This is a genomic window from Pseudomonas sp. AGC41, from assembly GCF_057334555.1.
Window position 1 is genome coordinate 64868 of the sequence record NZ_JBHFJB010000028.1, and the last position, 22380, is coordinate 87247.

General features: G+C 56.8%; 24 protein-coding genes and 2 pseudogenes. 2 read left to right on the forward strand and 24 right to left on the reverse strand.

From position 1 onward, the window contains the following. Positions 1–9 precede the first annotated feature (9 nt). Positions 10–381, forward strand: coding sequence for a histone-like nucleoid-structuring protein, MvaT/MvaU family (locus ACE04F_RS05015; protein ID WP_486105291.1), 372 nt, complete (start codon positions 10–12; stop codon positions 379–381). A 94-nt stretch (positions 382–475) separates the two neighbouring features. Here the strand turns inward: ACE04F_RS05015 and ACE04F_RS05020 are convergent, their stop codons facing one another. The 12 genes and pseudogenes from ACE04F_RS05020 to ACE04F_RS05075 all read right to left on the reverse strand — a co-directional run bounded on the left by ACE04F_RS05020 (position 476) and on the right by ACE04F_RS05075 (position 10008). Next, entirely contained in the window at positions 476–1207 is a 732-nt protein-coding gene (locus ACE04F_RS05020; protein WP_486105292.1) for a TIGR03747 family integrating conjugative element membrane protein, read from the reverse strand. An 89-nt stretch (positions 1208–1296) separates the two neighbouring features. Continuing rightward, positions 1297–3399 carry a type IV conjugative transfer system coupling protein TraD gene (traD, locus tag ACE04F_RS05025; RefSeq protein ID WP_486105293.1) on the reverse strand — a complete coding sequence of 701 codons (2103 nt, stop codon included), beginning with the start codon at positions 3397–3399 and terminating at the stop codon, positions 1297–1299. A gap of 9 nt (positions 3400–3408) precedes the next feature. Then, positions 3409–3924, reverse strand: coding sequence for an integrating conjugative element protein (locus tag ACE04F_RS05030; RefSeq protein WP_486105294.1), 516 nt, complete (start codon positions 3922–3924; stop codon positions 3409–3411). Continuing rightward, on the reverse strand, positions 3921–4469 hold the full coding sequence (locus tag ACE04F_RS05035) for a lysozyme family protein (protein ID WP_486105295.1): 549 nt from the start codon (positions 4467–4469) through the stop codon (positions 3921–3923). The genes ACE04F_RS05030 and ACE04F_RS05035 overlap by 4 nt, the downstream gene beginning before the upstream one ends. Continuing rightward, positions 4451–5170 carry a TIGR03759 family integrating conjugative element protein gene (locus ACE04F_RS05040; protein WP_486105296.1) on the reverse strand — a complete coding sequence of 240 codons (720 nt, stop codon included), beginning with the start codon at positions 5168–5170 and terminating at the stop codon, positions 4451–4453. The genes ACE04F_RS05035 and ACE04F_RS05040 overlap by 19 nt, the downstream gene beginning before the upstream one ends. Before the next feature lie 9 nt (positions 5171–5179). Then, positions 5180–5851 (reverse strand): chemotaxis protein, encoded by a 672-nt coding sequence (locus ACE04F_RS05045; protein ID WP_486105297.1) that lies wholly within the window; start codon positions 5849–5851, stop codon positions 5180–5182. Then, positions 5848–6390: a PFGI-1 class ICE element type IV pilus protein PilL2 gene (gene pilL2 / locus ACE04F_RS05050; protein ID WP_486105298.1), complete on the reverse strand. Its 543-nt coding sequence runs from the start codon at positions 6388–6390 to the stop codon at positions 5848–5850. Before pilL2 ends, ACE04F_RS05045 begins: the two co-directional genes overlap by 4 nt. Positions 6391–6496: 106 nt before the next feature. Continuing rightward, positions 6497–7243 carry a DUF5983 family protein gene (locus ACE04F_RS05055; RefSeq protein WP_486105299.1) on the reverse strand — a complete coding sequence of 249 codons (747 nt, stop codon included), beginning with the start codon at positions 7241–7243 and terminating at the stop codon, positions 6497–6499. A gap of 53 nt (positions 7244–7296) precedes the next feature. Beyond that, positions 7297–7791: a RadC family protein gene (gene radC / locus ACE04F_RS05060; RefSeq protein ID WP_486105300.1), complete on the reverse strand. Its 495-nt coding sequence runs from the start codon at positions 7789–7791 to the stop codon at positions 7297–7299. A 100-nt stretch (positions 7792–7891) separates the two neighbouring features. Continuing rightward, positions 7892–8118 (reverse strand): annotated as a pseudogene (locus ACE04F_RS05065) (hypothetical protein). 100 nt (positions 8119–8218) lie between these two features. Continuing rightward, positions 8219–8800, reverse strand: a complete 582-nt coding sequence (locus ACE04F_RS05070) for an STY4534 family ICE replication protein (RefSeq protein WP_486105301.1) — start codon at positions 8798–8800, stop codon at positions 8219–8221. Positions 8801–9666: 866 nt separating this feature from the next. Then, positions 9667–10008, reverse strand: coding sequence for a helix-turn-helix domain-containing protein (locus tag ACE04F_RS05075; RefSeq protein ID WP_486105302.1), 342 nt, complete (start codon positions 10006–10008; stop codon positions 9667–9669). Between the two features lie 208 nt (positions 10009–10216). On the opposite strand from ACE04F_RS05075, the gene ACE04F_RS05080 reads away from it, so the two are divergent. Further along, on the forward strand, positions 10217–10474 hold the full coding sequence (locus ACE04F_RS05080; RefSeq protein ID WP_175361385.1) for a hypothetical protein: 258 nt from the start codon (positions 10217–10219) through the stop codon (positions 10472–10474). Positions 10475–10511: 37 nt separating this feature from the next. Here ACE04F_RS05080 and ACE04F_RS05085 read toward each other — a convergent pair whose 3' ends face one another. From ACE04F_RS05085 to ACE04F_RS05140, 12 genes and pseudogenes are all read right to left on the reverse strand, one after another. Next, complete coding sequence (locus ACE04F_RS05085) at positions 10512–12479, reverse strand: DNA topoisomerase III (protein ID WP_486105303.1); 1968 nt, start codon at positions 12477–12479, stop codon at positions 10512–10514. 222 nt (positions 12480–12701) lie between these two features. Then, positions 12702–13172, reverse strand: coding sequence for a single-stranded DNA-binding protein (locus tag ACE04F_RS05090; RefSeq protein ID WP_486105304.1), 471 nt, complete (start codon positions 13170–13172; stop codon positions 12702–12704). Beyond that, a complete protein-coding gene (locus ACE04F_RS05095) occupies positions 13169–13687 on the reverse strand; it encodes a DUF3158 family protein (RefSeq protein WP_486105305.1) in 519 nt (172 codons plus the stop codon). The genes ACE04F_RS05090 and ACE04F_RS05095 overlap by 4 nt, the downstream gene beginning before the upstream one ends. Then, positions 13684–14439: a PFL_4669 family integrating conjugative element protein gene (locus ACE04F_RS05100; protein WP_486105306.1), complete on the reverse strand. Its 756-nt coding sequence runs from the start codon at positions 14437–14439 to the stop codon at positions 13684–13686. The genes ACE04F_RS05095 and ACE04F_RS05100 overlap by 4 nt, the downstream gene beginning before the upstream one ends. 144 nt (positions 14440–14583) lie before the next feature. Continuing rightward, a complete protein-coding gene (locus ACE04F_RS05105; RefSeq protein ID WP_486105307.1) occupies positions 14584–15771 on the reverse strand; it encodes an STY4528 family pathogenicity island replication protein in 1188 nt (395 codons plus the stop codon). Next, positions 15768–16316, reverse strand: coding sequence for a DUF2857 domain-containing protein (locus ACE04F_RS05110; RefSeq protein WP_486105308.1), 549 nt, complete (start codon positions 16314–16316; stop codon positions 15768–15770). The genes ACE04F_RS05105 and ACE04F_RS05110 overlap by 4 nt, the downstream gene beginning before the upstream one ends. Further along, the gene (locus tag ACE04F_RS05115; RefSeq protein WP_486105309.1) at positions 16313–17896 is read right to left on the reverse strand and encodes a ParB family protein; all 1584 of its coding nucleotides are present in this window, start codon (positions 17894–17896) and stop codon (positions 16313–16315) included. The genes ACE04F_RS05110 and ACE04F_RS05115 overlap by 4 nt, the downstream gene beginning before the upstream one ends. 14 nt (positions 17897–17910) lie before the next feature. Then, entirely contained in the window at positions 17911–18120 is a 210-nt protein-coding gene (locus tag ACE04F_RS05120; protein WP_434694922.1) for a hypothetical protein, read from the reverse strand. Between the two features lie 79 nt (positions 18121–18199). Then, the gene (locus ACE04F_RS05125) at positions 18200–19042 is read right to left on the reverse strand and encodes a ParA family protein (RefSeq protein WP_434694921.1); all 843 of its coding nucleotides are present in this window, start codon (positions 19040–19042) and stop codon (positions 18200–18202) included. A 4-nt stretch (positions 19043–19046) separates the two neighbouring features. Further along, complete coding sequence (locus tag ACE04F_RS05130; protein ID WP_486105310.1) at positions 19047–19277, reverse strand: AlpA family transcriptional regulator; 231 nt, start codon at positions 19275–19277, stop codon at positions 19047–19049. Between the two features lie 112 nt (positions 19278–19389). After that, positions 19390–20133, reverse strand: a complete 744-nt coding sequence (locus tag ACE04F_RS05135; RefSeq protein WP_434694919.1) for a hypothetical protein — start codon at positions 20131–20133, stop codon at positions 19390–19392. Between the two features lie 796 nt (positions 20134–20929). After that, positions 20930–21437: pseudogene (locus ACE04F_RS05140) on the reverse strand (methyl-accepting chemotaxis protein); the annotation flags it as partial. Between the last annotated feature and the right edge of the window lie 943 nt (positions 21438–22380).

The following is a 22380-nucleotide window of genomic DNA, read 5'->3' on the forward strand; positions in this document are numbered from 1 at the left end:
AGTTTTCATATGTCTCGTTTGGCTGAATTTCGTAAGCTTGAGCAACAACTCGCCGAACAGCTCGCAGAGCTTGAGTCGATGAAAAGTGATTCCGGCTTGAAAAAAGAAATGGAGTTTGAAAGTAAATTGCGGGCGTTGCTTGGCGAGTACGGCTTCAGCTTGAAGAACATCATTAGCATCCTGGACCCAGAGGCTGGCCGTCGTTCCTCAGCATCGAGAGCAGCCCCTGTAAAGCCAGCTCGTAAAGCTCGCGATGTGAAAATTTACAAAAATCCGAACTCTGGTGAGCTGATCGAAACCAAGGGAGGTAACCATCGGCAGTTGAAAGAATGGAAAGTCGAGTTTGGCGCGGACGTTGTAGAGTCGTGGCGTACTCAGTAAGATCGATTTGACCAGGGCTTTGTAAGGGCCCTTCTTTGCTACTGAGGATGCTGAATCCTCAGTGCGAATCTTGGTCCCACTTCTGCACCCATCTTCAGAGATATTTCTTAAATGTCGTTGCTGTGATTGCTACTGTGATGCCAAGCATTACGGCACAAGGCAAAAATACAACCATAGGATTGAGCGAAAAGGGCAAGGACAGGTAAATTATCCAAGGCACGATCAGCAGAGGTATCACTGCTCGTTTAGCGCGGTGATAAACAAAACTGCTTTCTCGCCCAGCTCCAAACTTGCGCAGGTCGCGGCGCATCAAACCATCGACAAAACCAGTGAGCATGGCCAACAAAAATAGTGGTGTTGCCAGGACTAGAATGGTCAGGCGCACCACGAAGGTAAAGGCCACATACACAGCGGCCATTACGAAGTCCTCGATGCTTACGTAGAGCTGGTTGATCCAGCTCCAGAAGCCGTTGCCCTGGCTCGACACCCGCGCCTGCCGTGCGAAGTCCGCGAAGCCAGTCTTGACCAATAACCATTGATTGAGAAAATCCAGCCACTGGACAATCGTCTGTCCAGGTTGTTGGAGGATGAGAGAAGATTTGAAGTGCTCACTCAGCCAGCCCAGTTCGTTCGCCAACATGGCTTGGCTGTGCCGCCAACCCTGATCGCCCCAGAACAGCAGCAAACCGGCGTACTCGATGAGTATCGAGAACAGCAACGAGGCGATCAGCAAACCGATAATGCGTAAGACCAAGCCAATAACCGAGACGATCAATCCCGGGCGCTGGATCGGTTGTGGCGGCGTGTTCTGTACGGAAGTCGCCATCCTTTACTCCATTGCGCACCGTTAAGTTGATGCTGCCACGGCGCCTGCCGAATACCTGTTTGCTGAATCAAAACCTGTAACGGGGCGGGCTACCCCACCTGATCCAGATCGAAGTTGATTGTTGGGCCGCCTCCGCTTGCGCTCCACCATTGCCCTGCTTGTTCGTTATAGGTGGCTCGCATCCGCTGAGTGAGCTCCTGCAGGTCCTTGGGCATGGCATCGTCGTTGGAGGGCTTAGGCAAAGGCATGCGGACTTTCCAGAGCTGGCCGCCGGCCTGGAAGGAGAACATCTGCCCCTTGGGCAAACTGACGATATTCGCTGGTTCGATCAGTGGCACACTGGTGCTGCTGACGCGATCCTGCGAAGACGAAGTGAAGTCTGTATTGGCCTCAGGATCGGAGGTGTCTGTAGCGCCCGAGACCAGAGTCTTGGTCAGAACGTTGACCTTGGGTAACTGCTGGGTGAGTAACTCCGCGGTAGCGGTTTCACGCACGCGTAGCATCTGCAGGGTGTTGAAATTGCCGATCACCTGGCCGGCCTTGGCCCGGTTACCGATTCGCGCTTCGATGTCGCTGAGGGTCTGGGTGTAGGCCGTCACCTGAATGCCGGCGCCACCTCCCTTGTTTATCAGCGGGATGAACTCGTCGCCCATCAACTCGTTGAACTCATCGGCGTGCAGGTTGATCGGTAGCTTCTCACTGCTGCTGCCTGCGGGCAGGCCGTGGTCAATGCCATGTTTGTAGATGTGGCCCGCAACCGAGACCAAGTCGGCGAACATGGAATTGCCCACGGCGGCAGCCACCTCGGCATCGGTCAGCGCATCCAGGCCGACATAGACGATGCCGCGCTTTCGGATGATTTGCATCCAGTCGAAGATCGGCCGCGGATCATCCAGATCGGTGTAGTTGGGGGCCAGTAGCTGGGCGGTCTTGCCGGTGGTGAGTTTCTCCAGCAGCGGCAATAGCGAAGCCACGATTTTGTCGAAGTAAGTACGGTCGTAGCGTACCGCCGAACGCAGTCCGTCCAGTACCGGATCGAATACCCGTTTCACCGCCAGGTACTGCTCGATGGCCACCACGCGCTTTTCGCGCCCGACCATATGCCGGGGAATATTCTTTTCGGTCAGCTTGCCTTCAAGCTGGACAATCACTTCCCACGCTTTTGGGTCGGTCTTGGCGAAAAACTGCTGGGCGTATTCTATGAACAGCGCGTCGATGTTGACCACATGTCGCTGAATTTGCAGGTAGTCCGGACGTCGGCCCAACTCGATTAGGGCGCGGGCGATGATGTTGACGAAACGCCAGGCGAACTCGCGAAACGCCGCCGAGTTACCTTCACCACTGAGCTGCCCAGCGATGCGCGACGCCACTTCCGAGATGCGCCCGAAACGTCCCACGGCGTTGTAGCGGGCGGAGATCTCCGGCCAGCCTAGATGGAAAACATAGAACTCCTTTTCTCGACCTGCACGTTTGGCTTCGACGTACATGCGTTTGAGCAAATCGGCGTCGCCCTTCGGATCGAAGACGATCACCACCTCGTGTTCAACGCGATGGATGTCTTGGGTGATGTACACCTCGGCGAGCCGCGTCTTGCCAACACGGGTCGTGCCCAGCACCAGGGTATGTCCGACTCGTTCACTCAGCGGCAGACTGACTTCCGTTTCGTCGGGCTCAACCCCATGCAACAGCGGTGAGCCACCGACTGGGGGTAAAGGGCGCAGCGGATTAAAGGCGCTGTCCCAGGCCGTGACAAGGGCCAGTGTCGAGAGCGGAAACGGTGCATGTTCTAGGCGACGTTCGAGTCCACGTGCCAGGCGGTAACGGGTCGGTTGGTCGACGTAGTGAGCGACGGCCGGATCCTGGGCCTCGACCAAGCGCTGGGTGTGCAGGCGGGTCCAGCGAAAGCCTCGGCCCATGAACAGACGTTTGCGGCTCACCGGAATCTGCCGGCTGGTCAGCTCGTAGCGAGGCAGCCGGCGGATATTGCGCCGATAGCGCAACACCTCCCAGGCTTGTCGCAGGCGCATCAAACCGAACAGGGCATAGGCCAGCGCCGCAATCAGACCGATCTCGGGTGATAGGGCCACGGCCCAGGGCGAATACACGCATAACACCGCCGCGGCGACGCAGATCGCCACGGTATACAGCTCGACTGCGGGCCGGAGCTTGGACTCCATCGCATGCTCGGCCATGACCCAGACTCACTGTTCCAGTGAGGTGGCTGTGATTAAGACAGGGTAGTGCTCAATTTTCAGGCGAGAGGCGATGTCGTTGCCGTTGACCGGCAGGATGGTGATGCCCGGCGCGGCTGCTCGAATTCGGGCCAGGGCTTCAGTATCGGTCACTTCGACGGCGAGGCCGGCCGCCCCCGTTTCTTGCAGTTCAGTCGCACGCTGATGCAGCCAAACCAACGATTGGGGATCCTCCCCGACAAGGAAAAATGGCTGCAAGCCCGGCATGTCCAGGGTGCGAGTTGTGATTTGGCCTGGGCTCAAGTGGGAGCTGCGCACGGGCAGTATCCAGGTTTCATCGGCAAATGCAGATAGGTCTGCATGTATGGCCCGAGCAGGCTGGGTCTTGTTGTTTATTGGCGGCCTGGAAGCTTCAAACTGGGGGCGGGTGAAACCGCCAGGCTGAACTTCTGCAAACGACAGTCCCGGCTGGGCGAGCGCAGCCAAGAGCACGGCGAAGTAATACGCGCTGGGAATTCGCTTCATGGTGGTGTGCCCTGTTTATAGGAAACCTGCAGTCGTTCGAGTTGTCGAGAAAAGCCGGCGCGGTAACGTGCGGCCGGCGTTCCTCCTGCCGGGCGGTGATATCGGCCAGCAGCTGACACCCAATCACCGGTGACGGCGTGATGCTCTTGCAGCAGCGCGGCAGTTACGGCCAGATTGCGGTAGGGTTCGAGGGCTTCGCAGGGACTGGAAAAATGCTGTCCGTGATAACCCAGGTTGATTTGCCCAAGCCCGGCATCGACCCGCTTGGCGTCATACCGAGCAAGCGCCTGAAGCAAGGCGTGACAGGCGGTCTGACGATTGGCGAAACGGTAAGGGCTACCGGCAATATTCAGCGTCCAGGGCCAGGGCAGCAGTCGACCACGGAGGCGGGCGCCACTCTCCTGCAGGGCTATCGCGAACAACACCGTGGAAGGGACGTTGGTGTCATGCGCTGCCAGTTGATAAGCCGGAGGCGGAAGTTCGTCTGCCCGGACGGCGTGCACCGTCAGCAGGAGCGCAATAGCAATCAATCGAGACGTTGCCATTGTCCGTTCACCTGCTGAAATGTGACGGGTAACGGTCCCGGGGCTCCCAGGCTGAACCAGCGCCCGCGATCATGGTTCAGGGTGATTTGCCGGTGTTGGACCTTGCTCGCATCAATGCCTGCTTGCCGCGCCCAGCCACGGACATGTTCATCCTCACCTTGGCTACCCACCAGGTAGATATCGAACGCTGTATCACTGCTTTGCAGACGCTGCGCTTCAGCGGTGCACGCAGGGCAATGGTCTTCGACAAACAGAGCACGGCGCGGCTCTACCGGTGAGCTAGCAGCGGGCGGGGATGCCATACCCTGAATCGGCAACAGCCCAGGAAACAGCTTGGCCCAAGCCGCGGTGTAAGCGTTTTGGTAAGCCAACTCGCGCTCGGCGCGTTTGGCTTCCAACGCCACCTGCAATTCGGCATAGCGCTGGCGCTCTTGGTCGGTCTCTGCCTCGACGCCGAGCGCAGTCAGTGGATCGAGGTTCGGGCTCCAGAAACCACGCGGGCCGGCTTGGATCTGTTCGAAGCGTGTCCACTCCTGCTCCGTGAGCCCCCAGCTTGCCGCCTGTTCAGAGTGCGAGCGCCCCAGCGAAGTGGACTGTGTGTCCTGGGCCCGCGAGGGTGTCGTGACAGGGTTGCCCATCGCTGCGCCCGTGCTAAGCAATGAAACGAGACATACGACGGGAGACAGTAGCGCTCGGCTCATGATCGCCTCTCAAGGGAGTTGCACGGTCTGGTCTGGCTGAGTGGGCACCGTGAAGATGGCCGCGTTCGGCTCTAGCACCTTCAGCTGCCAGGCGCCGAGCTGCTCGCCGTTGTGCAGCAACCGGATATCCTTGAGCGAGCGACTATCAGGAGGTGATACGGCCAGAAAGTGCTCGCCACCGCGAGATTCGACACCCAACACTGAGAATGGCGGCGAGAGCGGGGCAGGTTTTGGGCGAGAGGCTTTTTTCGGCTTGTCCGAGGAGGGCGTCGGTGCTGGGAGTGATAGCTGGGTCTTGGGGGCCAAGAGTTGCTGCTCAACGTGCTCAAGTCGTGCGCGTAGCGCGATCATGTCGGCTTCGGTGGCACGGTCTGCCAGGCCGTCGCGTAGCTCCTGTATCTCTTGCGCCCATTGATCCAACATCGGATTGAGGGAATTGGCCTGTTGTTCACCGGTATCGACCATCTGCTTCAGGTCTTTCAGTGCGTACTGCAGCTTTTCCTGTGCATCCATGAGAGTGGTTGAATCACGTTGCAGGGTGTCCAGGGCCTGTAGGCGTTGGGTGTTCGCATTTTCCAGCTCGGTCACGCGTTGATACTGGTTATACAAACCACCACTCAGCCCGGAGACCGCCAGGCAAAGTGAGCCGACAATGAGGGTTTGAAACGTCGGGGCTTTCATGGGCGTGCCTCCGACTGATGGGACGAGATTGGTGTGATCTGCACGGTGCCAGCGTCATTTTTCTCCCGTTCGAAGCAGACCGAACGGCTGACCTCATCGGTCGTGAGTTGCCAGGCGGGGCCAGCCAGTACCTGCAGTGCGCTACGTAATGGGATCGGGCCGAGCCGGTAATGAGCTGCGGGCAGAGGCCGGGTGAAAAGTATCTTTACTGGTTCGGCAGAAGTGCAGAGCGAATAACCCGAGCGCTGCAGCACGTAGTGCATCGCCTCCTGTACCGAGGGATTCAGGTTGGACGGAATGCTCACGTCAATGATTTGAGCGAGAAGATCACGTTGCTCTGCCGTGGGCTCGGTACTGACCCGCGTATAGCGGCCATAGCGGAGCTCTGACGGATGGCTTTCGTCGGCCGGGTTCCTCGATAACTGGGGCCGATTGGAGCCACCGTCAATCTCTGGATTAGTCGGCAATGGGGTTGGGATTTGCGCAGTGCAGGCACTCAGCAAGCCCACCAGGCAGACAGGCGTGAAAAAACGCTCCATGGAAAAAACCTCATGTCAGATTCAGTGCAGAACCTGACATGAGGTGAAGGAGCCAATCAGTGAGAAAGTTGACTCAAGGCGAGTCGTATTAACGCTGAAGGCATTGCTACTCATCAAAAATGGCTAGCCCATCCAAGACGGCAGCGTCGGGGTCGAAGATCAACAACCTCACATCCGCCAATGCCGCCAGATACAGTACGTTGACCAAGGCCTCTGGCGTACCGGCGTCGAGCTGCTCTTGCCTCAGCGAAGAGTAAGGATTGCCGTCGATCTTCACCAAGTTATCGTCGGTCCAGGGCGTGCCGATCAGCTTACACCCGACGCCATTGCAGTCTGGTAGGGCAAAGGGTTCAAACAGCAGTCCGGTTGCCCTGGAGTTGACATTGCCACCCCGGCTTGCCAAGTGGCGCAGTGCTTCGTCAGTCAGGTGTGCGGTACTGATCTCCCAGGCTCGACTGTAGTGTCCTGTGTCGAAGCTCAAACGGTGGACCATGGCTTGGGCTTCTTCCAGGGAGTAAAGGTCACCGACATGATGTCGTTCGTTGAGCATCTCGCTAGTCACGGCATAAATCACTTGCCGCACCAGCCCGGTGGACTGGCAGTGTTCATCCAATTCATCCGGAATGGCCTGACCCTCGCTGATCAGAGCGAAGTCGTCGTTGAACAGGCAGGCGAACAGTTCCAGCGCATCGTTGGGTAGATGAGCTTGTGAGTCGTGTATGGAGCGAAAGCAGGGAGGGCAGTCGTTCGCGTAGGTGATTTGCAGCAGCCGTTCAATAAATAGATTGTCATAGCCGCGAACGAATGGGTTTGAGGCCCCCAGCATGGCTGGGGCTTGGGTAGTGGAGTCCATGAGTATTTCTCCAGGATGAAAATGAACAAGGCGCCCGAAGGCGCCTGTAAGGGTTAAAGCCAGCCGTATTCGGCAAGAGAAAGTGGGCGACCTTCACCCACGATGAAGTGATCCAGTACACGAACTTCGATCAAGTCCAACGCCGCTTTCAACCGTGCGGTCAAGGCGCGATCCGCCAGGCTGGGTTCCGTGCAACCGGAGGGGTGGTTGTGAACAACAATGGCGGCTGCTGCGTTATGTGCGAGGGAGCGCTTGACGACCTGGCGGGGATAAACACTGGCGCCATCGATGCTGCCGTGAAAGAGGATCTCGAACGCCAGAACGCGATAGCGGGCATCGAGAAAAATCACACCAAAAACTTCATGCTCTTGTTGCGCAAGATGAAGTTTCAGATATGAGGCCACTGCGTCAGGTGACGTCAGGTTGGGGCCGCGGGTGAACAGCCGACGATCCAGAATGTGCAGCGCTTCGTCGATTAGCTGGTTTTCCTGGGCGATACGATCAGCCTCGACATCCGATGTTTCAATCAGGGTGAGTTGGGTGCTCATGGGGACCTCCGAAGGGAACAATCCGGGGGTACACACCCGAGGGGGAGTGTTGTCCCCGAGGTGGATATAGAGTCACGGGCATTGCCCGGTGACGCGTTGTTTACAGCCGAGTGAATCGGTGGCGTTGTCCGTGCAGGTGTGAATCACAACCGTCGCAGGGCAATGGAGAGGCAGTTCTTATACCCTGGCCAGTTTCGGGGTCGAAGTCGGCACTGATGGGCATTAGCCGAACCAGCCTGCGATGGAGACCGGCGATGCGTTTCTCGATTTCATCGTCGTGTAGTAGAGCGATAACGTGCTGTAGTCCTCGTAAGCCGCAGCAAACATGCAATCGTCGCAAAGTCAGAAGGATTCCATATGGGCTCTCCTGTGCTGGTTGAAGAAAAGGCGCTCGATTGAGCGCCTTGATGTAAACATCGTGGATTGTTCAGGCGGACTGAACAGTACGTGTGGCAACACGGCGGGCCGTGCGGGGAGTGGGTGCAGATTCAGGTTTGATCCTGGTCTCTGTTGGGTTGTCGGTATCCTCAGCTTCGGCATCAGCCGACGTTGGGGATGGCACACTGTTTGGCGCTGGCTCAGCAGGTGCTGTTGCCTCCTGCCTGGCGGGCGCTTTGTACTCGAATACGCCGTTGACCTTGATCCAGTCGATGAACAGCAGACGACCTTTCAGGCTGGCGCCCGGTTGACCTTGTTTATCGCCTTTCTCATAGAGAAATGGATTGATCCACAGGTCGCCGATACGGAACGACAGCAAGACCTTTTTCTCGGCTTCGACGGCGTTCTTATAGAGACGTACTAAGCGTTCAGCTTCGCCTCCCGCGACCTTGCAGTCGAAGCGGGTGTACTCGACTGCATCAGTGGCGCCATGCAGAGCCGCAATATCGCAGGCCATGAACGGCTGGCCGCGACGGACTTGTACTTCACGAACACGGTTGAGGTAGCCGATACCGACGGTGTGCAGATTGAAATAAGTAGTCGCTTCTTGGGATTGGTTGGCGTGGGCCATGGTGGTTCTCCTGTTTCAAGGGAAAACGGCGACGCACAACCCCTGACGGGGAAGTGAGCCCCGTCAGGGTGGGTAAAATGAAGGCGCACGATGAACGACTCGTCACCGGCAAGCCGATGACCATCAGATCGATGCGCCTGGAGAATAGGGGGACAGCAGAGAAAAAATCCGCGGCAGATCTGCGGACCTAGGGTAGTAGGCATTCATCACCGCTGAAGCGGTAATCGTGCGAGCCTCCGAATGCTGATCGCGCTTGGGTAAACCACCACGAGCGTGGCGTAGCCTTGAAGGTTCAAGCTACCTGGGCTGGGCTGTCAACGACAGCGAACCACGCCCTTTGTATAAGCCTGTCAAAGGGGAGCGTCAAGACGCCGTAAGCCGATTTTTTTAGGCCGGAATTCAGTGGCAATGACTGGACGGAAAAAAGTGAAGAGTGGGCCTGGCGGGGCGCCAGGCGAGGAACAGGAAAACCACCTTTGGCGAACTTACGCAGTCGACAAGCTCCTCGCAAACTCGTTTAACGGCATCTCGATTCGCCACCCGGCCCTTGTCGTGGCTTGGGTCGGAACATGCTGGCACGCATCCGCGCACAAAGGGTGCCCAGTGTTTCCCCGGCGGGCTCCGGGACTGAATGCGATCGCCGTAGCGGATGACCGCTGCTACCTGGCAGAGGCAACAGTGGTCATCCGCCACATTGATCCGGTCGAGCACAAAGCGGGAGTGGAATTCCGCAGAAGAGAAGGCTCCGAACTCAAGGAGTCCGACCGAGCTACCCGGAGCGAATCGGTCTTGGGTCGCCGTTGGCGATGATCCTGAGGCACTACAGCAGAGGGGGTGGGACGACGTCAAGCCAGTGTGCTGAGAGGTTATTTGCTACTGAGATGAGCGGCCAGCTGTTCGATGGTCGTTAGGATAAAGGCACGGTCACTTTCATGAAGGCCGTTCAGCAGGCCCGCGATCATCTGTCCCTGGTCGTTGGGGCGATTGCTCGACTCCGTCAGCAGTTCATCCATCCGGCAGTCGAAGATGTCCGCCAGTTGCATCAGCTTGACCACGGAAAGCTCCACCACCCCCCGCTCAAGGCGCGAAATGGCTTCGCTGCCGATCCCCAGGCGTTCAGCCACCTCTTCCTGGGTCAGATTACGCTGGGTGCGGTGCTTCGCGATCATGCGCCCGATTTGGGCTTGGGTTGGATGTTTATGTGCCAAGTGATGAGCTCTCCAATTCAACCCGAATGGTTGAGCAAAGACCCATTGACATGAACATCCTTAACGGTTGAGTATCGACTTATAGGGTTGTTATATTGACTGAATTACCTGTTTGTCGCGACGTGACATCTGTTCCTCCAGGAATTAGAGCCCGTAGTGACCAGTGAGACTGAGCGGTCTGATAGGACCAAATGGAGGAAAGTTGAGCATGGATGAGCAGCACGAGAACGACATGGATCTGATCTGGGATCGAACGCTGGAGCTGTTCATCAAGATCCATGACTGCCCTGATAGCCCCGAACATCTCGACAGCCTCGTTCATTGGCTAAACGAAGATCCTGCTAACCTGAAAGCGTTCAATGAACTGGGGCAGATATGGATCGCGACAGGCATCGCCTTGGCCCGTGAAATCGGACAACCGCTAGACGACTTGGAGAAGGATCAGGCGCCGTTGATGATGCACTGACAGCACCCCCGAGGTTCATGTGAGCGCCAATGGTGCCTCATGGACGACGTATACCTTTGCTGATCGGCACAGTGCCTTTGCAGTCCGGGTAGTGGGAACATGACCAGAACGGTCCTGATTTTCCCTTCCTCCTAAGCATTGAGGCGTTGCAAATGGGGCAGACAGGCCCGGCTTCGACCGGTACTGACAAGGTGAGTGCTCCGCTGTTTGAGATCAACTGCGTAATCCAGTGCGCCTGCTTGGCAACGAATGCATCCAAGGTCAGACGTCCCGCTTCGATTTCATCCAGAGCTTGCTCCCAGATCGCTGTTATACCCGGATCCGCGACTGCTGCGGGTACCGCTTCGATTAGGGTATGGGCCGCTGCGGAGGCCGTTAATGCACGTTTTTTCTTCAACAAGTAACCGCGATCAATCAACCCCTTGATAATGCCGGCTCGCGTGGCTTCGGTGCCGATACCGGTTGTGTCCCGAAGTTTCTGTTTCAGGCGTGGTTCGTTGACCAGCTTGGCCACATTTTTCATCGCCTTGATAAGATCACCCTCGGTGAGCGGTTTGGGCGCAGCTGTGCGCATGGATTTGAGTTCGACGTTGTCCACTGCGCACCGCGTTCCCTGCTGTAGGACGGGCAACACCTGGGATTTTTGACTGGGTTCATCGTCTTCGGCGTTGTCGGAGAGTAAGCCTTTCCAGCCTTGGACGAGGATCTGTTTGCCAACAGCAGACAAACGCTCGGCGCCGCACTCCAGTTCGACCTCGGTTCGATCAAACTCGTGATGCGGCAGGAATTGCGCGAGGTAGTGGCTACGAATCAGTTCGTAGACTTGGCGCTCTTGTTCTGACATCCGCTCAAGGTTCGCCGGCTCGGTGGTGGGGATGATGGCGTGGTGCGCGGTGATCTTGGCATCGTTCCATGCTCGTGAGCGCAATGATCGATCGATGCTTCCGAGCGCTGGGCGTAACGCGGGATCCATTCTGAGCAGGGCATCGAATACCGCGGCTACCTCGTTGAACATGCTCTCTGGCAAATAACGGCAATCGCTGCGCGGATAGCTGGTGGCTTTGTGGGTTTCATACAAGGTTTGGGCGATGTTCAGCGTTTCCTGAGCGCCGAGTCCCAACTTGCGTGAACAGACTTCTTGCAGTGTGCTCAGGTCGAAAGGCAGGGGTGGCGCTTCGCGCAAATACTCAGTCTGCAGCGAGACTACTGTGGCGGTCTTGCTGCTAGAAATCGCTTGGACGGTCTGACTGGCAAGCGCCTGCTGCAGGCAGCGACCGGCTTCGTCACGTCCTGAGCTTGGCGGTATCCAGGACGCGATGAAGGGTTGCCCCATTGAAGACAGATGCACATCCACCACCCAGTACGGCACAGAGACGAAGCTGGCAATCGCGCGGTCTCGTTCAACCACCAAGCGCAAAGTGGGTGTTTGGACGCGTCCAACCGACAGCACGCCGTCATAGCCCGCCCGTCGTCCTAGGAGGGTAAACAAACGACTGAGGTTCATACCAATCAGCCAATCGGCGCGGCTGCGGGCGAGGGCTGAGTGATAGAGCGGGAAGGTCTCCTGACTAGACTTCAGCGAGGACAGTGCTTTGCGAATCGACGCCTCGTTGAGTGCGGATAACCAGAGGCGCTCAACAGAACCACGGTAGTTGCAGAGCTCTAGTAACTCGCGGGCAATCATTTCACCTTCGCGATCGGCGTCGGTGGCGATGACGACGGTGGTAGCTTCGCTGAGCAGGTGTTTGATGATTTTGAACTGCGCGACAGTCTTGGGTTTGACCTCAACTCTCCACTGCGCGGGAATGATCGGTAGATGATCCAACGACCAGGTTTTGTACTGATCGCCATAGGCTTCAGGTGGGGCCGTTTCCAGCAGGTGACCGATACACCAGGTGACGGTTGTCTCGGGACCAATCAAGCAACCATCGCCACGTCGGCTGGCTCCGAGAACCTTGGCGATGTCACGACCTTGGGAGGGTTTCTCGCAGAGAAAGAGACGCATAGAACTGCTCCGGGTTGAGTTCGCAGCAGCGTTGTTGGAAACAGCAATGGCGAGCTATGAGAAACCTGAATGACAGGTCTCTCATATTAGTCGGTGAGGGCAGTCTTGAATGGGGGCGAGGCTGCTAGGTTGCAGTCATGTGGACGACAGTGCTTCACGAGCAGCGAGTAATGACAGGCCAGGAACTTCGCGCAAATGCGCAATTTTTATGCCTCAAGCCCGTCATGCCGATGGTGGCTGCCCTCTGCGCTTTTTGGACTTCGACGCAGGCGAGCTGGCCTGGTCTGTAGCCTGCCCGACGGGAGCCGCAGACGAGGCTGATTCACTTGAGCGCTCCCGCATGGCCACGTTCTGCACGCGATGAGGCAGGATGCCGACACGACGCGCCTCGATCTTGAAGGTGACCCGGGCATTGTCTTCACTGTCCTCCCACTCATCGCGCACGGTGCGGCCCTCTACCAACACGCGCATGCCTTTCTGGTACAGCGTGCTCCAGTGTTCAGCCTCGCGGTGCCAGAGCTCGACCGGCGCCCAATAGCCGCCTCGATCCTCATAGCTGCCATCGCGTGGCACGGGGTTGTCGAAGTACACATTCAGGCGCAGCAAACGCCGTGGCTCGTCATTGCCTGACGGGAACTCCTGGAACTCTGGCGCACTGCCGATGTTGCCTTCGCCGACGAAAAAAGTACTCATCGTGATATCTCCGCTGCTGGTGTGAAATGGCGCAGCAGCCGTTCGGCGCTGGCCATTTTGATCGCGCAGGTTGAAGCCTGACGGTAGAGCGAATGCACCACACTCATCTGCAAGTTCAGTGCAATGCGCTCGCATTCGAAACGGTGCAATGCCTCGCGTACGGTTTGCGGCAAGGCCTTGTTGGAGGCCTGGCGTTCCCAGACCGCAACGCCCATACGGGCGAAGTCACGGGTGCGCCATCGCAAAAAGGTGCTGCGCGCACTGGTGTTCTGCAGCACCAATCGAATATCCAGCAGCGAGTAAGGCGGTTGTCCGGCCTGCTGCGCCACAGCCTCCATCAGACGACGTAACTGCACTTCGGTTTCCCTCGCCACCTGCGCCAGGTATTCCAGCTCCCCCTTACCCTTAAAAGGTTTTAAAAGGCCTTTTAGGGAGGCAGCGTGTTCGAGCTGTCGATAGGAATCCGGTGTGAGTGTTTCGAGGGGGATTGGCTGAGTCGAGATAATGGGCTTCATGCTTCGTCCTCCGGCTCGTCTACTGTCGCAGATGGCTCTACCGCGTTCTCCGCCAACGCGTCAGCGTCATCCACCGCCACAGCACCACGACGAACGATGGGTGGCGCGAACTGGGAGCGGCGATGCCCCTCAAGGATGTCCATAGGGGGTAATCCAAACTTCTCCATGGCCGCTAGAGCACGAGCGTTGTTCGCCGCCATGTCTTCACGGGTGACGCCAGCATGCCGATAGCGCTGGGCCTGGCCGAACAGGCTACGCAGCAGGTGGGCACCGTCGTCGATCCAAGCTTCCATGTCTCGGCGACCGATCAAGGCGGTGTGATGGGCCAACAGGGTATGTCGCACCAAGGTGTCGTAGTCAGTCAGCAGGTAAACGGCGAGGAAGCCCAGTTGGCTGCCGATGTACAACGGCAAGGTGACGGGATGGATGTTGAGGTTATCGCTCATGTCGATCTGCGTCGGCAGCTCTTGTCTGATCCGGTCCAACTGCTGGGTCAGTTCCAGCATCCCAGCCTTGGCCAGCATCAATTTTTCTTCGAGCTGAACGATCGCCCAGTCGGCATAAGGATCGTCCTGCGCTGCGGCTTGTTTGATCAGGTTAGTGACGCTGATGTAGCCCGCCATGCCCATGATCGAGTGGACGCCTTCGCGTGCGGTTCGACCTTGCCAGATTCGGGCGGCGTGGTGGGTATGCAGTGTCAGGGAGATGCTGCTGCGTAATGAGCCCAGGTTGAACTGATAGTGATCGGCCACGGTGTCGTCCTCGCATAGGCTTGGACGGGAACGTTGCGACAGATGATGGTCAAGGACAGCCGAAAAGCTGAATGCGGACTGTTCGGTTTGGTTCGAGACGGTTGATTTTTTAGATGCTCGAAACTGATGCCAGTGGCATCAAATCTACAGACGTCCAGGGCGTTTGCCACGTAGCTGGCGCAGTTCATTCAGGCACGCTTGGGCGAGGGCAGAGGCCGGTTCGCCCTGTTTTCTAGGTGAGCGTGGGGGGGAGGGGGGCGGTTCAGCAATGGGTAATGATTCAGCCTGACCGGCCCAAGGGCGAAAATCGCCTTTCAGCGCTCGCTGAATAAGCCCCATCAGATATGCCGCCGGTTTGCGGACGCTGCCTGCCGCACATCGCGCGCCTGCTTCGTTGAGCACTGCCTGCCGATCCGCTGGTTTAAGCTTGTTCAGCGTCATGGTGACGGCCTGCCGCTCGCTCGGACTCAGGTGCAGTGGATCAGGCCAGTGCAGGTTATCCACTGCTGGGGTCGCGCGCGGTACGGTACGTATACTTTCCTTTAATACAGTACAGGCGGGGGGCGGATTCCGAACGGTGCCGGAAACATGGGCGTTCAGACCCGGTTCGGAATCCGAACGGAGTCCCGCACGATTCCGAACGCGGTGATCGCCACCCAGTTCGGAATCGCGTAACGCTTCATCGGGCGCCTTATCCAATCCTTGTTGTGCCCAATGGTCGCTCCAACTGTCGAGCCGGGTGGGGAGTCGGCCCAAATCGATATCGGTGTCCTGACGAATTTCTTCCAAAACATGCTGAGCGACAATTCGCACCGCCTTGGTTGCATGATCGAGGGCGTGTCCGGCGAGCTCCAGGTAATCCTGGTCCAACTCCATGGCTTCGGCGGGGGTTAACGGCTCATCGTGCAGGACGTACAGAGAACCTTGTAGGCGCCCGCTGAGATGATCGCGGCCACGACTCACCAAACTGAGCCAGCGCGTCAGCCTGAGCATCGTCAAGACGCGAGCGATGGTTTCACGGGAGGCTGACGCACCGTAGGGTACGCTCGACAGGTAAGGTTGCAGATCTTCATAGCGCGGTGTGACCACACCCTGGCCTTGCAGCATGAGCCGAAATACTTGCCATGCATTACGCTCCAATGGCGTCAGCCGACAATCCAGCAGCAAGCGACGCGGCACGACTTCGTGTGATTGGCCACTGAACAAAAAGCCAGCCTGAAGAGCCTGGTTGGAGGGCGGTTCCGTGGTAGGGCGCGCGGGCCAGCGTTCACTCAGCTGCTGGGTGCATTGCTGCAGGACACGTTGCCAGCGACCGGACGGGGCAGTGTTCATGCTCTCTTGCTGTAATGGTCGATTTGCTGCCAAACGATGGTCAAGCTGATCTGTTGCTCCTCTGCCAACATCATCATGGCGTCGAGCTGATCCTCAGTACCGTCCTCAGCGCGTAGCTGGCACCAACGCTGCCAAAGCGCATGTTCCTGCGCTTCGCTCAAGTTCTGAGGGCGGCCCTTTCGGGTTTCTATCTTGAGCAGACGCCGGCGCAGCGCAGTTTCCGAATGCGCCAAGCCGAAGCACTGATACATGATTGTACTGCTGGCACCGAGCTTGAGCGCTCGGTTGATCAGGCGCTCGTTCTGTTCGTCACGTTCAGCCTGATCGATCAACCGATGCAATACCGGCGAATCAATCTTGACCTCAACCCAGGGGACGGTGGCATGGGCCAGGCGTGCCAGTGTGGTCGGCGGTAATGATTGCAACAGGTAGATGTCCTCTTCACCCAGTCCGAGTGCTTTGCAGCGTTGCAGATTACCCAGGCGCAACTCGTGAAGGACCTGGGTCAGCATGGCCTGGTTGAGCACATTGAAGGACAGGTTCATGGCAGCTCCCTTGGTGAATCGTCTTCATGGGTAAGCGTTAAGTCGATCAGGCGCCGGGCTAAGCGAATGAGGCGATACAGTTTGATTAACAGATAGTCGGGCAGTCGCTCCAGTCCTACATCCACGACGGGACGGTTTGTCAGCGGGAGTTGATAGACCCCCAATAGCAGTTGCCCGAACAGGGCTGAGGGCAATTGCTTGCGATCCTCCCAGTTCACTTCGTCTTGGGCACGCAGCAGGGCCAATAGCAATAGGTGAACGCCGGCCGCACGAGGCGCAGCAAGATTAAGTTGCTCGATGTTCAGGGCAAAGCCCAGACCATTTTTCTGGTCGATGATGCTCTCGGGATGTCCGGCATATGCCGCCATTTCCCGAGCCAGGCCGGCAATGGCTGAACGCAGTTGTTCGGGGGTATCCAGTGCTGGTGCGATGATCCAAATGTCGTCGATCGGGCAGGTTGCGACGATCTGTGTTGGTTCGGCGGCAGTGGCGCGACCAATCTGTTCGCGGATCTGCTGGACACGTGACGGAGGGCTGACTGCTGATGCGACATTCGTTTCGGGCAGCGTGAGCTGCTCCTCTCGCTCTGTTTCGGCCGGGGTCTTGGTTTCAGCTGATTTGGAATGCGGCTCGGAGGGGGGAGGCTCGGCCGCGGGCTCATTGACGCTCGGCAGAGGGTTGCTCTCCGGGGGCGTGACGACAACGTCGGGCGCCCGGATAATCCGGTGGGTATCGCCCAGCTCAAGGGCCAACATGCGGTAGGACTGGCCGAGTAAGCGGCTCATGCGTTCGAGCAGTTCATCCTGGATTTGCTCAAGGTTGAAGGACTCTGGGTCGGCATCAAATTGCCCTAAGGTGTCGAGCCAAAACTCGGTGAACGCAATGGCGTCGTTCGGATAACGATTCCAGGTTCGTTCAGCCTGGCTACGTAGACCAATCAGGCGTTCAATTTTTGGTTTCCCCAACCCGGCATATAGGGTTTGTGGAATGGCGGGTAGAAAATGTTCGAGGGTGTCCAGCATCCGACTGATGTGCGACTGCGAAACGGGGTAGCCCCCAGCGGTAAGACGTCGTGCCAGCTCTCGTTGCGAGAGTGTTGCTCCATCAGGGGCGAGCATGGTCTTGAGTTTGGCTACAGCCAGAGCACGTTCGATGAAGGTGAGTTGGCCGTGCAGATCGCTCTCAGCGAGATGGCCGAGCAGGGCGCTGATTTCATCGGTCCAGGGTCGGAACAGGCAATGAATGCGAAAGAAGCGCTCATCGTGCGTTTCCTGCCATAGCTCGCCGAGAATCGCCAATCGCGTATTACCGCCGTTGCGGATGATGAAATAGGTTTCCCCCGGGCGACGGGTAATCGGCGGCGGTTGATCCAGCCCGCGTTCACGGATCGAGGCTTTTATATCCTCATAAAGTGGATTGCGGATGAAGCGTGGGTTGTGTTCGTAGGGCCGCAGTTGCTCCAGCGTGACCAGCATGGGGGTGTCGATGACCGGATCGGACAGTCCCTCCAATTCTGGACCCCGAGAAAAATGGTCCTGGTGCAATTTGTCGGTGATCTCCTCTTGACTGAGCTTCTTCATTGTAAAAGCCTCAGTTAACGCCGGTTACGCGAATGGTCACCGAGTTCGAATTTAACGATCTCGGCAGCGCCCGAACCTTCGAAATGTCGGGCCAGTTCTGCGAGAAACCAACCCATAGCCGAGTGTCCACCCTGCAAGCGAAAGACCACGGTGCAGTACTCCTCGCTAGGTGGACGGCGGGGGTGAATGGATGGTTGAACGATGATCGGAAGCTGGTCCAACATCAAAAAACTCCTTGCCAAACGCTGTTGGCATCAAGGTCGATAAAATACCGTGGCGAGAAATGCCAGCCGGTGTTTCGCCTCACTGCACCTCCACGCACCTGCTCACCATACAAATCGCGTCGCCCCATTCCGGAAACAACTCGGTAGCGATTGCTTGCATGGTTTTCAGCGCAGATGGCGAGCGTCCACCACCTGAGCAGCGCGTATCGATTCGGTGAACCGGTACACCAAGGGACGCGGCATTGAGGTACGCCACTCGGTCTGGAACTATGGTGTCTAGAACGGAGATACTGGTATTCCCAGCGAAGCTCTCACGCAGGCCTCGGCTGATCATTTGTGTGTCTACACGTACGCTATTGACCTGGTTCAGCAACAGTCGTAACGGCGGCGGCGCAATGCCCAAGTGACGGAATGGTTCGAGGTCGTTGAGCAGCTTCAAGGTGCCGCGATGCAGTTCGCGGGCGGCGAGCATTTCCGGCGTAATGGGAGAAAGGGCGAGATCGGAGGCCAGGATGGCCATTTCCAGCAGCACGCTACGTGCACCTTGGGTGTCGATCAACAGGAGGTCATAACTGGGGCGGAAATGGTCGAGCACATTGCGCAGTCGTAATCGCCCGTCAGGGGCGTGCAGCAACAAAGTGGTCAGTCGACCTTGATCGTCGTTGGAGAGGATCAGGTCGAGACCGATGACCATCGTTGTGGAAATTATCTGCGCATGATCTGTCTGGTTGAGCGCGATGAGTTCGTACGCACCGGCGATAGCCTCGTGGTTCAAGGCGTAATAGCTGGAGAGGGTGGGTTGGCTATCCAGATCGAGCAGCAGGACGCGTAGGCCAGCATCAGCCAACAGACCGCCGAGATTGGCAGCTAGTGTGGTTTTGCCTACCCCACCTTTGGTGGACACCACCGATACCACGCGCATGGCATCAGACCTGCTGCGCCAAACGCTCAGTGATCCACTGTTCGATCTCCAGCGAGTCCCAGCCGACGGCACGCAATCCAATGCGTTTAGCTTGGGGGAATTTACCTTCCTTCATCAAGTTGTAGATGTGCGCACGCTTGAAGCCGGTTTTCCGCTCCACTTCGTCACGCCGCATGATGTGGCGTTCGAGATGTGGTTGAGGTTGTTCAGCGGCGGGTGAGGATTGGCTAGACATGCTGGTCACTCCTGGCGTTGATCGGCGCGTAGTGGGAAGTGACCTGAATTGAATAGCAGAAATGGGAGAGAGTCATTGCACTGCAATCAGAGGGGTTGCAGTGCAATGACTCTCACTGTGTATTTAAGCTACGCTTTGCCGCAGCAAATTTTTCGTCCAAGGTGCGTTTGGTTATGCCGGGGACGTTTTCATAGTGGGCGAGCAACGCTGCGACGATCGAGGCTTGGCTGTTAAAAACTGAGAAAGGTTTTCCTGAGGGGGATCGCTCGAGCATCAAACCTATCAAAGCGCCTATGATACGCAGGAAGGTGAATTCGCTGCGCCGGCTTACCGTTCCCCTAGATTGGAGAAGTTGTTTCAACTCGTCTCGTTCAAGTCCAATGGATTGGAGGTTTGACAAGAGCTCTTGGTAGTCGGCCTCTACCTTATTTAGTCGTAGTTGAAGGGCTTCTCTGTCTGCTTGCAAAGCCAGAAACGAATCGATCCTGACAAGTCGCTTAGATTCACTGTGCTCAAACAAAAATCGAGGTCTTTGATTAGGATAATAACGTTTCATCCAATATCTGAGATCGGTATGTCTGATCGTCATTAGGGAGCATTCGACCGGCGTTCCCATCGGAACGGGAATCCCTAGTTGCCCATACGGTAATTCTCTGCATTGAATGGCGTCCACGATTCTTTCAAGGTTGGAATGTAGGCATGGCCATTGTGGAAATAGCTTGGCTAGTTTGAAAGGTGAATCTTCGTTAGCTGCGAGAATCTGTGCTTCAAACTGAGTAAGCTCGCACCAAAGCAGGGCTGCCTCAATGGGCTTGTAAAAAATTTTAGCGCGCGGATCAGAATGACGTCCGTTCATCTTAAGTTTCTTCCCTTAAGCCTATTGTTAGCGGATTCGCTGATTTAAACCTTATCTTTCTAAAGCCTTATTAGAGCGTTCTACAAGTCGGAGCTCAACGATCCCGAAACCGCTCGGTTGGCGCCCTTGGACTAGGGGCGCATGGATATCATCGACAAAGGATTGTGTGCAAGAGGAAATCAGTAAAATTTATATAGGCATTAATTATTAGCAAGCATTCAGTTATGCATTTCCTGGTTACCCTTGCTAGGAGATTCTGTCGAGAAGCAGAATGGAGCGTTGGCAAAGCCTGCAAACGCTTCCCGCGGCTGGTAGATGTTGATAGTTGCAAGGCCGACGCCGTAGGTCCCTGTACATTTCACGTTTAGGATTCAATCCGGTCGTAATGTTACATAGCTACTTTCCATCATTGAGTAATTATGCAATGTGTCATTGCGCGCTTTGACGTCTCCCTCCCCGCAGCGCCAAAACAGGCGGCGGAGAATGTCATTTTCCAGAGTCTTGGTCAGAGAACCTGGGCTTGAGAGCGCCGATGGCATGCAGGAAGATCAGACCGAGTAGGAGCTAGGCAAGCATTTTGTGTAACCACTGTATTATCGGAAGCTGCACCTGGGACGCACGGGCGTCACGCCGATCTTAGATGACAAACAGCGGATCCTTGGCAGGATGGGCCTAGTTGGGCGCAGCGATCGGTTCCGCGCGTTCCAGCAGAGCTACCTGTGTAACTTGATTGCCGGCTCGGCGGCCGAGTTGTTGGCGCGTCTGGCCTCGCAGAGAAGCTGATAACCGCGGCATTCTACACACGGAATTGATCCATCAGTTTCATCTGATTGTTAGCCCTTGCATTGAGCTGGTTGCTGATCTGGGCCGATTAGGCGGCCCGTTTAGTCTTCCTTTCGCTCCGACCGCGAATGGTCGAGACGTTGCGATTGATCTCCTCGGCTACCGCGCTTTGTTCCTCTGCCGCACCGGCGATCTGCAGGTTCATATCACTGAATACGGTCACTGCATCGCTGATCCGGCCGAGCGCCGCCACCGCCTGATGGATCTGCCTGGCGTTGCCCTGGGCCTGTGTCTCGCTTGAGCGCATGGTCGCCAGCAAGCCACGAATATGGGTGTGGGTGTCCTCGATCACCTGACGGATCTCCTCGGCCGAACCATGGGTTCTCTTGGCAAGATTGCTTACGTCAAACGCAACCCCCTCAAAACCCCGACCGCGTTCCTCCGGCCCCCGCCGCTTCGATCGCGGCATTGAGTGCCAACAGATTGGTTCGCTAGGCGATGCTTCGGATCACCTCCAGCACCGAACCGATCTACTCGCTATTGGCCGCTAAGGCTTCGACCTCTTTACGGCGTTGCTGACCTAATTGGCCAAGGCATTAATGTTTCGGGTGCTGCGCTCGATGATGGTGATGCCGTTCCTGGATGCCTGATCGGCCTCCCAAGCCGCCTGGGCTGCGCTTGGTGCGCTGTTTGGGACTTTGTGGGCAGTGGACCGCAGCGCCCAGTACACCATCCAGACTTTGTAGAGCATCGCCTGCAACTGCCGGTGGTTATCCTGTTCGCGGCCACCCACAGTTACGCGATTCTACACGACGAATGGCGCCGCTTCGGCATGACGAACCGACCCGCAGGCGCTCTTCCTGACCGTGCTGGAATCGCCTGGCGCGTCGATGATATTACTGCGATCAGATGTACGTGCTGATGCCGTTCCGCTTGGAGACCCTTCAGCAGGTGTTTGCTTAGACGCTTTTGGAGCTAACAAGTCGGCTCAAGCAAATTGAGTACTTATTCTACGCAGTACTTCACGGTGTCCACGGTTGCCACTGGGTTGATCAGCCCCTGAGAGCATGGACCGACTGATGCGCTCAGCTGCGAGCAAAAAGAGTGTTATAAGTCGGATGGTAACATTATCAGGTGATACATATTGTAACGTACAGACACACCAATAATGCGCGCAGATGAGGCAGATAACGTATTGTTTATACTAGGAAAAAAATTCTACGGATATTTTTTTATGAAATTACTTGACATGATTCTACGTTAGAAATAGTTTTAAATGATCTTATTAATCCTGGTTGCCTAGTACCAAGCTTCGGAGTCGGGGGGATCGGGAGCAACCAGCTGGTGGTAGCCGGGTGCGGTCACAATTGTCTGCAAGGACTTAATGCTTATACCAATGAGTGTGGAGGTGATGGCCTATCTCGGGATTTGGGTCGAAAGCGTAGTGTCTGTTCTTATGCAATA